Raw genomic sequence first — 11707 nt, forward strand, 5'->3', positions numbered from 1 at the left:
CCCTGCACCTGTCCCGCGGCGGGTGCCGCCCGCGCCAGCAGGGCCTCCGCATTGACCGGCACGTCGGCGATGGTGCGGTCCGGCGGTCCCAGCGGCGCGATCGGCTTGCCGCCGACCGTCACGGCCAGCGCCTGCGGCCGACCCGTCAGGATCATCGGATTGCGGGCATTGGCGGGAAGGGTGAAGCTCTCCCCCTTCTTCATCAGCCCGTCCTTCAACCGCTCGCCGGTCTCGTCATAGATGCGCAGCCAGACATCGTCATTGGCGGTGAACACGACCGTCTGCACCACCGGCGCCGCCGGGCGCGCGCCCGCCGCCGGCTTCGTAGCGGCAGGCGCGGGCGCGGCCTGCTGCGCGGCGATCTCCTCCCCCGTCGGCGGGGTCATCACCTGCGTGCGCCAGACGGCGAAACCGGCGACCAGCAGCACGACGATGGCCGCGGCCGTCCAAGCCAGCGCGCGGGAGGGCACCCGCGCCGGATCGGCCGGCTCGAACGCCTCGTAGCGGTTGCTGCCCAGGTCCGAATTATGCACCGCGCTGCGCACGTCGGCGGCAATCGCCACCTCGTCCACGTCGATGGCGCGGGCATAGGCGCGGGCAAAACCCACCGCATAGGGAATGCCGGGCAGGGCGGCATAATCGTCGCGCTCTATCGCCTCCAACTGCCGCTGGGCGATGCGCGTCCGGGTGGCGACATCCTGTATCGACAGGCCCTGCGCCTCCCGCGCGGCGCGCAGGCGCGCGCCCGGAGTATCGGGCTGCCGTTCCGGCGCGGCGCCGGATTCCAGTTCGGGTTCTTCTGCCATGCTGCTCCGCGACCTTTGAAGGCTGGCCTTGTCTCATTGCGGGACGGGGATTGTCAACGCCGCGCCGGCCCCAAAAGCGCCGGCCGCGCCGCCCCTATCCCCTTTAATTCAATTCAATAGCATGTTCGCCGGCCCAGTCGACCAGCGCCGAACGAATATCCGTTACCCCCTTGTCCAGCAGATCGCGCATGAACCGGCGCAATTCCGCCGCGTCGACGGTGCGGATCATCGCCTTCACGGGTCCGACCGAGGCCGGCGTGATCGACAGGCGCCGCACGCCCAGGCCGATCAGCGCCATCGCCTCCAGCGTGCGCCCCCCCATCTCGCCGCACACGCCCACCGGCACCTCATGGTCTTCGCAGGCGCGCACCACGCGGTCCAGGAAACGCAATATGGCGATGCTCAGCCAGTCGTAGCGCTCCGCCAGCCGTGGGTGGGCGCGGTCGGCGGCGAACAGGAACTGCGTCAGGTCGTTGGTGCCGATGGACAGGAAATCCAGCCTGGGCAGCAGCAGGTCCAGCACCTCCGCCAAAGCGGGCACCTCCAGCATCGCCCCGTAACGCACGGCGACCGGCAGCTTCTTCTTCTGCGCCACCAGCCATTCGCGCTGATGTTCCACCAGGGCGCGGGCCTGCTCATATTCCCAGGGTTCCGACACCATCGGGAACATGACGTGCAGCACCTTGCCCGCCGCCGCCTCCAGCAGGGCGCGGGCCTGCGCCTTCATGAGGCCATCCCGGTCCAGCGCCAGCCGCAGCGCGCGCCAGCCCATGGCGGGATTGTCCTCCAGCTCCTCCTCCGCGTCGCGGGCCATATAGGGCAATGCCTTGTCCCCGCCGATGTCGACCGTGCGGAAGACGACCGGCCGGTCGCCCGCCGCGTCCAGCACGTCGCGGTAGAGCCGCTGCTGCTTTTCCCGCTGCGGCAGGGTGGCGGAGACGAGGAACTGGAATTCGGTGCGGAACAGGCCGATGCCGTCCGCGCCCACCAGGTCCAGCGCCTGCGCATCCTCCCGCAGGCCGGCGTTCACCATCAATTCGATCCGCTGGCCATCGATGGTGACGGACGGCAGGTCGCGCATCGCCGCGAATTCGGCCCGGCGCTTCTGCGTGACGTGCAGCCTGTTCTCGAACGCCTCGTCCATGTCGGACGTCGGACGGATCAGCAGGGCGTTGGCGCCCACGTCCATCAGGATCAGGTCGCCCTCGTTCACCTGATGCCGGATGTCGCGCACGCGGCCCAGCACCGGCACGCCCATGGCGCGGGCTACGATGGTGACATGGGCGGTCAGCGATCCTTCCTCCAGGATCACGCCCTTCAGCCGCCGCCGGTCATATTCCAGCAATTCCGCAGGCCCCAGGTTGCGCGCGATCAATATGGCGTCCTGCCGCAATCCCAGTTGCGCCGCCGTCCCCAGCTGCCCCGACACGATGCGCAGCAGGCGGTTCGCCATGTCCTCCAGGTCGTGCATCCGGTCCTGGAGCAGCGGATCGTCGATCTGCCGCATGCGCATCCGGGTGCGCTGCTGCACGCGCTCGATCGCGGCCTCGGCGGTCAGGCCGCTGTCGATCGCCTCGTTGATCCGCCTGATCCACCCTTCGTCATAGGCGAACATCTTGTAGGTTTCGAGCACCTCCTGATGCTCGCCCTCCGTGCCGAATTCGGCCGCGCCGGTCATGCGGTCGATCTGCTCGCGCATCTTGGCGAAGGCGGAAATGACGCGGGCGCGCTCCGCCTCCGTATCCTCGGCGACGGTATGTTCTATATGGACGCGCGGCTGGTGGAACACGGCATGCCCCCGCGCCATGCCCATGACGAGCTGCAATCCGTGCAGCACCGTGCTGCCCGTGTCCTGCACCCGGCTGTCCAGCGGGCCGTCATCGGCCAGTTCCGCATTGGCGATCAGTTCGGACAGCACCATCGCCACGGTCTGGAGCGCCTCGATCTCCACCTCCTCATAGCGGCGCGGCTCGACATGCTGGACGCACAGCACGCCGATGGCGCGTTCCCGCCGCACGATGGGCACGCCGGCAAAGCTGTGGAACAGTTCCTCCCCCGTTTCCGGACGATAGCTGTAGTCGGGGTGCGATGCCGCCTCGTCCAGGTTCAGCGTCTCGACATTGGTGGCGATCATGCCGACCAGCCCCTCGCCCATCGCCATGCGGGTGACGTGGACGGCCTCCTGCTTCAAGCCCCGCGTCGCGAACAGTTCCAGCAGCCCTTCGCGCACCAGATAGATGGAGCAGACCTCGCTCGACAGCGATTGCCCGATGATCTCCACCACCTTGTTCAGCTTCGCCTGCGCGCTGGTGCGCGCCGCCATCACCTCCTGCAGGCGGGTGAGGATCTGGCGGGCGGCGGCGGCGGGCGTGCTGGGCATGGGTCAAGCGCTAACAGATCGCGCCGCCGCTTTCCAAGGCGAATATGTGCGGTTCCGGCGGATTTTCCCTGGACGGACATGGCGGAAATGAACGATGCTTTCGTTTACAGCCGTAAAATCTCAGGATTCAGGGAGATGAGCATATGGCAGAAATCGAAAACAAGGCCTTCGAACAGGATTTGATCGAGCGGGGCTATTCCCGCCGTCAGATGGGCAAGGTCGCTGCCCTGCTGGGCGCGGGCGCGGCCGCCCTGCGCGTCACCGGCGCCATGGCGCAGCAGGCCGCCAAGGCGGTCGAGGGCGCCGTGCGCATCGGCGCCAACGAATGCTGGACCGGCCCCTTCCCCGTCGCCGCCGAAGCCGCCTTCAAGCTGGTGCAGGAAGGCAATCGCTACGAACCCAATGACGAACATGCCAAGCTGTTCGCCGCCGTCTCCTCGGTGGAGGGCATTCCCGCCGACCGCATCACCGCCTGGCCCGGCTCCAGCGATCCGTTGAGCCGCGTCGCCGTCGCCTATGCCTCGCCCACGCGCGGCATCGTGACCGGCAATCCCACCTATGAAGCCATCTGGCGCACCGGCGAGTGGCTGGGCGCAAAGGTGACGAAGGTGCCGCTGACCAAGGATTACGCCCATGACGTGAAGGCGATGCTGGCGGCGGACCCCAATGCGGGCGTCTATTACATCTGCTCGCCCAACAATCCCAGCGGCACGATGACCTCGCTCGCCGACATCCAGTGGCTGGCCGACAACAAGCCCAAGGACGCGATCCTGGTCGTCGACGAAGCCTATATCCACTGGTTCGACGGCCCCAACGCCGCGAAGATGGCGGCGACCCGCGACGACGTGCTGATCCTGCGCACCTTCTCCAAGCTGTTCGGCATGGCGGGCATGCGCCTGGGCCTCACCTTCTCCAGCCCCGCCATCATGGAAAAGATGATGCGCTATGACGGCGGCCAGGTGACGGCGATGCTGCCGATGACCGCCGTCGCCTGCGGCACGGTGTCGGTGACCCAAGCCGACCTCATCAAGGCGCGCCGCGCCGAAATGAACGCCAACCGCGAAATGGCCGTCGCCCATCTCAAGAAGAAGGGGATCAAGGTCATTCCGGGCAGCCACGCCAACATGTTCATGGTCGACTGGGGCAAGCCCGCCAAGGAAATGCAGGCTGCGCTCCTGGCCGAAAAGGTGCAGATCGGGCGCAACTGGCCGATCTGGCCGAACGTGTCCCGCGTTTCGGTCGGCTCCGCCGAGGAGATGAAGGCCTTTTGCGACGCCGTCGACAGGGTGTGGAAGGCCTGATCCGGCCTGACCGCTCATAAATTTCGAAAATCGGGAGGCGGCGCATTGCGGAAATGCGCCGCCTCCTTCGTTTCTCCCCGTGGAATATGCGCAGTTGGTGGAACAATTAGGGGAACAGACGACATGACCATGATGTTGGAAAAGGACGCCCGCGAAGACCTGCTGGAGCGGGGCTATTCCCGCCGCACGATCGGCAGGATTTCCGCCCTGATGGCTGCCGGCGCTGCGGCCGGCAACCTGTTGATCCAACCCGCCTTCGCGCAGCAGCAGGCCTCCCGCGGGATCAAGGGCGCGGTGCGCATCGGCGCCAACGAATGCTGGACCGGCCCGTTCGAGCCGGGCGTGCAGGCCGCCGCGAAGGCCGCCGCCGTCGGCAACTGGTACGATCCGGACAATTACAAGGGCGACCTGATCGCCACCATCGCCAAGGTGGAGGGCATTCCGGAATCCCACGTCATGCTGTGGCCGGGTTCGGGCGGCCCGCTGGTCAGCACGGTCGCGGCCTTCTGCTCGCCCACCAAGGGCCTCGTCACCGCCGATCCGACCTTCGAATCCGCCTGGCGCACCGCCGATTATCTGAAGGCCCCCATCGCCAAGGCGCCGCAGGCCATCGGCAAGGGCCATGACGTCAAGGCGATGCTGGCCGCCAATCCCAATGCCGGGCTCTACTATATCTGCACGCCCAACAACCCGACCGGCACCATCACGCCGATGGCCGACATCGAATGGCTGCTGGCGAACAAGCCCAAGGATTCCTTCCTGCTGGTCGATGAAGCCTATATCCACTGGTATGACGGCCCGAACGCCGCCAAGCTGGTGGCGGGCCGCAAGGACCTGATCGTCATGCGGACCTTCTCCAAGCTGTTCGGCATGGCGGGCGTGCGGCTGGGCCTGACCTTCGCCGATCCGGAAGTGCAGAAGCGCATCAGCCTGTTCGGTCCCACGGCGGGCGGCCTGTCGATCACCGCCATGGCCTGCGGCAACGCGGTCTATCCCGAAGCTGGCCTGATCAAGGCGCGCCGCGCCGAAATGATCGCGAACCGGGAGGAAACCATCGCCTGGCTCACCAAGAAGGGCATAGAGGTGCACGCCGGCAGCGAGGCCAACATGTTCATGGTCGACTGGAAGACCAAGCCCGCGAAGGAGATGCAGGCCGCCCTGCTCGCCACGCCGGAAAAGGTGCAGATCGGCCGCGCCTGGCCGATCTGGCCCACCGTTTCCCGCGTCACCGTGGGTTCGGCCGACGACATGGCGAAATTCCGCTCGGCGGTGGAGAAGGTCTACAAGGCCTGATCGCTTCCGAAGGGTAAAGAAAAGGGCGTCCGGTGCAAGCCGGGCGCCCTTTTCTTGTGCATGGCAGGTTACGCCAATTCCTCCCTACGCGAAGCGTGGGGAGGGTCGAAGAGAGGCACGTGACTCTCTTCGACGTCGGCGCAGCCAATGGTGGAGGGGAAATTTCGGAGGTCGTGCCCCATTCCCCTCCACCACCGCTTTCAGCGGCGGTCCCCCTCCCCATCTTTCGATGGGGAGGAACAGGATAGGCCCGCTCTTGGCCGCTTCCCTACGCGCTCGCCGCCGAAGCCTCGCACAATGTCTTGAACTGCTCGGCCATCTGGTCCCACCCAGGATGGAAGCCCATTTCCTTGTGCCTCTCCATCGCCTCGGCATCCCAATGCCGTGCCGTGGCGGTGAAGCGTGTCCCCTCCCCCTCGTCGGCAAAGCTCCAGATCGCGGTCATGAACGGCGTCTGCGGTATCCAGCCGGACGCATAGGCGTCGGTCGTCACCACCTTCTCGCCCGGCACGACCTCCAGAAACACGCCCTCCATCGGCCCGGTATCCTCGCCATCCGGACCGAACATGCGCACCGCGCTCCGCCCGCCGGGGCGCAGATCCTCCTCGATCACCTCGGCGCGCCAGGGCTTTGGGCAGAACCATTCGTCCTTCAGGTCCGTCCACACCTTCCACGCAATTTCGCGCGGGGCGGCGATATGGCATGTCACCGACAGTTCGAATATGGCGGCGCTCATGACGCGGCCCCTTCGAAGGCCGCCTTCATCCGGGCCGTGTCCAGCTTCTGCATGGTCATCATCTCCGTCATCATCCGCTGGATGCCCGGCCCGTCGCCCGTCTTGTAGAGGTCCATGATCTCCTGCGTCACCAACTGCCAGGACAGGCCATATTTGTCCTTCAGCCAGCCGCACGGCCCCGGCGATCCGCCATCGGCGGTCAGGGCGTCGAAATAGCGGTCGATCTCCCCCTGGTCCCTGCACGCGACCGACAGCGACACCGCTTCGGTAAAGCCGAATTTCGGCCCGCCGTTCAGCGCCTGATAGCTCTCGCCGAACAGGGTGAATTCGACCATCAGCACGTCCCCACCCTTGAACGGAGCAGGCGTCGGCTGGTCCTGCGGAAAGCGGTTGATGAAATCCACCGACCCGCCGAAGATCGACACGTAGAAACGCGCCGCTTCCTCCGCCTGCCCATTATACCACAGGCAGGGTGAAATTCTGGACATGGTTCCTCTCCTTATCCTTCGGCCGTCACTCCCCGGCGGCGCGCATGCCCACCAGCGCGAACATCGCGCCCTGCGGGTCGGTCGCCTGGATGATCCAGGCCCCGCCCGGCACCTCCATCGGCCCGTTCAGCACCGTTCCGCCGCCCGCCTTCACCTTCTCCGTCGCGGCGTCGATGTCCGGCACGACGAAGTAGAACAGCCACAGCGGCGCGGGCATTTCCTTCGGCAGCGCCATCATGCCGCCGCTCATGCCGTCGAAGCTTGTCGATCCATCCTGCGAGAATAGCTGGTAGATGCCCATCTCGCCCATATCCATCGCCTCGCCCTTCGCCCAGCCGAACATGGACGTGTAGAAGGCCAGGTCCGCGTCGAAATCGCCGCTATAGAGTTCATGCCAGCCGACATGCCCGTTCGCCATCGGCGGCGGCGGGTCCATCCCCTCCGGACTGGAGCCCTTGAGCAGCATGAACGGCGCCCCGCCCGGACCGGCCATCACCGCGAAGCGCCCGACGCCCGCTATGTCCTCCGGCGCCCGCTGCACGCTGCCGCCCGCTTCGGCCAGCCGCTTGGCATCCGCGTCCACATCGGCGGACCCGACATAGCCGCCCCACCAGGGCCTCATGCCATGGGCGGCGGCGTCGGCCGGGATCGCCATGATCCCGCCCGTCGGCCCGGCGCTGCCCGAAACCACATGATAGCCGTGATCGGCGCCGAAGGGCTGGAAGGTCCAGCCGACGACATCGCCGTAAAAGGCCATGGCCGCCGCCGGATCGCCGGTCATCAGTTCATACCAGAAGAATTTGCCGTTCAGGTCGGTCATCGTCCCTCTCCCTCATGCCCTGGCGTCGAGCAGCACCTCGAACCCGCCATAGATCAGCCGCGCGCCGATGAAGGGCATGTCCTCCCCCTCCTGCGGCTGCATCCGGGGGTCGTTCATGACCTTCTCCGCGCCCGCGTCCCGCGTTTCCTTGTCGGGCCATTCGATCCAGGAGAAGACGACCTCCTCATCCTCTTCCGCGATGACGGCGGTGCGGAAGTCGTTGACCTTGCCCGGCTTGATGTCGTTCGCCCAGCATTCCACGATCCGCAGCGCACCATGCTCGATGAAGATCGGCGCGGCATAGGCCGCGACTTCCCGATACCGTTCCTTATTGCCCTTGGGCACCGGGATCACGAAACCGTCCATATAGCTCATGACACGTCTCCTCATGCCCCCTGGCAGGTGCAGGATAGGGGGCCGGCTCCGCCTCTGCAAGCGGAGCCGGGCGTGCCGTTCAATGCGCGCCGTTCAGCGCCTCGAACACCTGGTCGAATTCGCCGCGCCGTTCCGCTTCGCGCAGGAACTTCACCCGCTCGACGCAGATTTCCTCCAGCGCGGGTTGCTGGCGCAGCAACCCCATGACCTCCGCTATATAGTCGTCCAGCGGCATCATCTGCGGATTTTCCGCATGGCCGGGCATCAGGTCGGTCTGCACGCCCGGCGGCGCCAGTTCGATGACCTCGATCCCCGTATCCTTGAGCTGATGCCGCATCGACTGCGACCAGCTATGCAGCGCCGCCTTGGTCGCGCTGTAGGTCGGCGTCGCCGCCAGCGGGACGAAGGCCAGACCCGACGTCACCGTCATCAGCGTCGCGGCGGGCTGCGCCAGCAGATGCGGCAACAGGCCATGGGTCAGCCGGATCGGCCCCAGCAAATTGGTCGCGACGGTCGCCTCCGCTATGGCCAGGTCGATTTGCTCCTCCACCACCATGATCCCGGCATTGTGGACCACGACGTTGAGCGCCGGGAAATCCGCGACCAGCCTGTCGGCGAAAGCCGCGATGGCCGCCGCATCCCCCATGTCGACGGTCATCGCCGCCATGCCCGGATGCTCCGCCACCACGGCGTCCAACGCCGCCTGCCGCCGCCCGGCAATGATCACCTGATTGCCCGCCGCATGGAATTCATGCGCCAGCGCCGCGCCGATGCCCGATCCGCCGCCGGTGATGAGGATGGTGTTGCCGCTCTTGTCCATGGGTCGTCTCCTTCGAAGCGATGATGTGAACGGCAATTTATGCCTTTACTCTCTTTTGGAAAGAAGGCACCGTAAAGTTCCATAGGTACCGGAAAGTAAGAAATGGAAAATCCGCTGGCCAAGCGCTTCGCTCCCGATGAAATTTCTGAAGCGGAGGCCTTTATCGAGGCCAATCCCGAAGCGCCGCTCGACCCGCGAATCGAGCGGCTGGTGAACGAGCTGATCGGCCGCATCGCCGACAAATGGACGTTGCTGGTGCTGGAACTGCTGGAGGAGAAGGGCACGCTGCGCTTCACCCGCATCGCCGAGCAGGTGGAGGGGATCAGCCAGAAGATGCTGACCCAGACGCTGCGCCAGATGGAGCGCGACGGCCTGCTCACCCGCACCGTCCATCCGGTGGTGCCGCCCCGCGTCGACTATGCGCTGACGCCCCTAGGGAACAGTTTGAGCGCCGCCTTTTGCGGCGTCTGGGTCTGGGCGGAACGCCATCTGGAAGCGGTGGAAGATGCGCGCCGCCGCTTCGACGCGCGCGATTGAGCGATTTCCAATAGCGGGCTATCGCATCGGGCGTACGATCGGGAACACCCCTCCCCGTTCGGGCTGAGCCTGTCGAAGCCCATTCCTTTCTTGAAGAAAAGTACGGCCGTTCGAACAGGGTGAGCGGATAACAAGCGGTCCCAAATATATGCTGCTCTATTCCACCGGCACGAACGTCTCGCGCATCGGCGTCAGCGGGAAGGTCGGCACCTCCACCAGCACCGGCGCGCCCGGCACCCTGACGGGCGTGAAACCCGACGCAACTTCCCTGGGGGCCATCGGCGGCGGCGGCAAAGGGGTGGGCGACGCCACCACCGTCACCGTCCCGCCGAAGCGCGACTGCCATTCCGCCAGCCGCCGCAGATAGTCGGCATAGGCCGCGTAAAAATCCTGGAACGGCTTTTCCAGCGCGGTCAGCGCTTCGGGCGCATAGGCCAGCAACTGGTCGGACGGCATGGCCAATATCTTCGCGCCGACATCGATCGCCACCGGGCAAAAGCTTTTCGTCACCGGCGGCAGGGCGAAGAAATTATAGACGACGGTGTTCAGCAACTCCCGCGCCTTCAGCCCGCCCGTCCCATAGGCGGCCAGATAATTGCGGTCGACCGCCGCATTGGCCTCCCGCAGCGCCGCCTGATGCACATGCAATATCCGGTTATACTGGATGCGCGCCGGTTCGTTGACGCCATGGCAGGACAGGGCCGCCACGTTCAGCGCCATGCGCACATGCCAGAGCGCGGTATTGGCCGTAACGCCGCGATTGGGAGTCAGATAGCTGCCGTCCGTCGCGACCTCCGGAATGCTCATATCCTCCACCGCGCCCATGGGCGGCAGCGGCTTGATGGTCGGCACCACCGGCGGCGGCGGCGTGGGCGGCGCCTTTTCCGGGGTGGAACAGCCCGCGACCAGCGCGAGCGCGGTTACGGATGCAAGCTCGAAAAAACGGCGAACGACGGGTCGCAACGGCACCCCCGAAATCCTTTGATCATTGTTAGGACAGAACAAACTCATGGCAAAGCCATGCGTTCCTGACGAGCGCGCCGGGGTTCGACTCATCCGGTCCCGGATTCACCCTGTCCTGTTTTCAGGCGCGCCGCTCCAGCGCCACCGCCGCCTCGTCCATCAACTGGGCGATGATGTCGGCCACCGGCTCTTCCTTCGACACCATGCCGACCGACTGCCCGGCCATCAGCGAGCCGCCCTCGACATCGCCGTCGATCACGGCGCGGCGCAGCGCGCCCGCCCAATAATGTTCGATCTGCAACTGCGCCTCGCCCATGTCGACCGCCCCGCTGTCCAGCAGGTTGGCGACCTCCCGCTGCTTGGCGGTGAAGGCCTCCGTCCCGGCATTTTTCAGCGCGCGCACGGGAATGACCGGCAGGCGCGGGTCGATTTGCACGCTGGCGATGGCGTCGCGGGCGGAGGCGCGGAAAAAGGCCTTCTTGAAATTGGGATGGGCGATGCTCTCGGTCGCGCAGGCGAAGCGGGTGCCAAGCTGCACGCCCGCCGCGCCCATCTCCAGATAGCCCGCGATCAGCTCCCCGCGCCCGATGCCGCCCGCGACGAACACCGGCAACTGCGACGCCATCTCAGGCAGGATTTCCTGCGCGAGGACGCTGGTCGACACCGGGCCGATATGGCCGCCCGCCTCCATCCCCTCGATCACCAGCGCGTCGACGCCGGAACGGGCCAGCTTCTTCGCCAGCGCCAGCGCCGGGGCGAAGCAGATCAGCTTCGCGCCCTTCTCCTTGATCGCCTCTATGCTGCCCTTGGGCGGCAGGCCGCCTGCCAGCACCACATGGCCGACTTCATGTTTCGCGCAGACGTCGATCAGGTCGAAAAGCTGCGGATGCATGGTGATGAGGTTGACGCCGAAAGGCTTGCTCGTCAGCGCCTTGGTCGCCGCGATCTCCTTGTCGAGCAGGTCGGGCGTCATCGCCCCGCAGGCGATCACGCCGAAGCCGCCCGCGTTGGAGATCGCCGCGACCAGATGCCGCTCCGACACCCAACTCATCGCCCCGCACAGGATCGCGACCTCGCAACCCAGGAAATCGGTGCCGCGGGCCATCAGGGAAGCGAGTTTGGCGTTGGTCATGTTAAAGCCCTTAGAATCATAAAGCCCCTCCCCTTCAGGGGAGGGGTTGGGGTGGG

12 protein-coding genes are annotated in these 11707 nt (G+C 66.1%); 3 read left to right on the forward strand and 9 right to left on the reverse strand.

Features of this window, described 5'->3' with window-relative positions; genetic code table 11:
- On the reverse strand, nt 1-806 hold an 806-nt coding region (locus L286_RS45060; RefSeq protein WP_021223990.1), incomplete at its 3' end, for a helix-turn-helix domain-containing protein.
- Between the two features lie 103 nt (nt 807-909).
- Nucleotides 910-3186 (reverse strand): phosphoenolpyruvate--protein phosphotransferase, encoded by a 2277-nt coding sequence (gene ptsP / locus L286_RS45065; protein WP_007684218.1) that lies wholly within the window; start codon nt 3184-3186, stop codon nt 910-912.
- Nucleotides 3187-3329: 143 nt separating this feature from the next.
- On the opposite strand from ptsP, the gene L286_RS45070 reads away from it, so the two are divergent.
- Both L286_RS45070 and L286_RS45075 read left to right on the forward strand, forming a co-directional pair.
- Nucleotides 3330-4487, forward strand: a complete 1158-nt coding sequence (locus tag L286_RS45070) for a pyridoxal phosphate-dependent aminotransferase (RefSeq protein ID WP_007684217.1) — start codon at nt 3330-3332, stop codon at nt 4485-4487.
- Nucleotides 4488-4610: 123 nt separating this feature from the next.
- The gene (locus L286_RS45075; RefSeq protein ID WP_020817842.1) at nt 4611-5780 is read left to right on the forward strand and encodes a pyridoxal phosphate-dependent aminotransferase; all 1170 of its coding nucleotides are present in this window, start codon (nt 4611-4613) and stop codon (nt 5778-5780) included.
- 268 nt (nt 5781-6048) lie between these two features.
- Here the strand turns inward: L286_RS45075 and L286_RS45080 are convergent, their stop codons facing one another.
- From L286_RS45080 to L286_RS45100, 5 genes are all read right to left on the reverse strand, one after another.
- Complete coding sequence (locus L286_RS45080) at nt 6049-6516, reverse strand: SRPBCC domain-containing protein (RefSeq protein WP_020817841.1); 468 nt, start codon at nt 6514-6516, stop codon at nt 6049-6051.
- Nucleotides 6513-7004: a VOC family protein gene (locus tag L286_RS45085; RefSeq protein ID WP_013040676.1), complete on the reverse strand. Its 492-nt coding sequence runs from the start codon at nt 7002-7004 to the stop codon at nt 6513-6515. Before L286_RS45085 ends, L286_RS45080 begins: the two co-directional genes overlap by 4 nt.
- Nucleotides 7005-7029: 25 nt before the next feature.
- Nucleotides 7030-7824 carry a VOC family protein gene (locus tag L286_RS45090; protein ID WP_020817840.1) on the reverse strand — a complete coding sequence of 265 codons (795 nt, stop codon included), beginning with the start codon at nt 7822-7824 and terminating at the stop codon, nt 7030-7032.
- A 12-nt stretch (nt 7825-7836) separates the two neighbouring features.
- Complete coding sequence (locus tag L286_RS45095) at nt 7837-8199, reverse strand: DUF1428 domain-containing protein (protein ID WP_007684208.1); 363 nt, start codon at nt 8197-8199, stop codon at nt 7837-7839.
- Nucleotides 8200-8278: 79 nt separating this feature from the next.
- Nucleotides 8279-9019: an SDR family oxidoreductase gene (locus tag L286_RS45100; protein WP_020817839.1), complete on the reverse strand. Its 741-nt coding sequence runs from the start codon at nt 9017-9019 to the stop codon at nt 8279-8281.
- Nucleotides 9020-9121: 102 nt separating this feature from the next.
- Between L286_RS45100 and L286_RS45105 the strand changes: the two genes are divergently transcribed.
- On the forward strand, nt 9122-9556 hold the full coding sequence (locus L286_RS45105; RefSeq protein WP_007684204.1) for a winged helix-turn-helix transcriptional regulator: 435 nt from the start codon (nt 9122-9124) through the stop codon (nt 9554-9556).
- A 156-nt stretch (nt 9557-9712) separates the two neighbouring features.
- Here L286_RS45105 and L286_RS45110 read toward each other — a convergent pair whose 3' ends face one another.
- Both L286_RS45110 and L286_RS45115 read right to left on the reverse strand, forming a co-directional pair.
- Nucleotides 9713-10525, reverse strand: coding sequence for a hypothetical protein (locus tag L286_RS45110; RefSeq protein WP_029986407.1), 813 nt, complete (start codon nt 10523-10525; stop codon nt 9713-9715).
- Nucleotides 10526-10640: 115 nt separating this feature from the next.
- On the reverse strand, nt 10641-11651 hold the full coding sequence (locus tag L286_RS45115; RefSeq protein ID WP_020817837.1) for an NAD(P)H-dependent flavin oxidoreductase: 1011 nt from the start codon (nt 11649-11651) through the stop codon (nt 10641-10643).
- Nucleotides 11652-11707 lie beyond the last annotated feature (56 nt).

Origin of the sequence: Sphingobium sp. HDIP04 (genome assembly GCF_000445085.1) — a bacterium.
GTDB classification, from domain to species: domain Bacteria; phylum Pseudomonadota; class Alphaproteobacteria; order Sphingomonadales; family Sphingomonadaceae; genus Sphingobium; species Sphingobium indicum.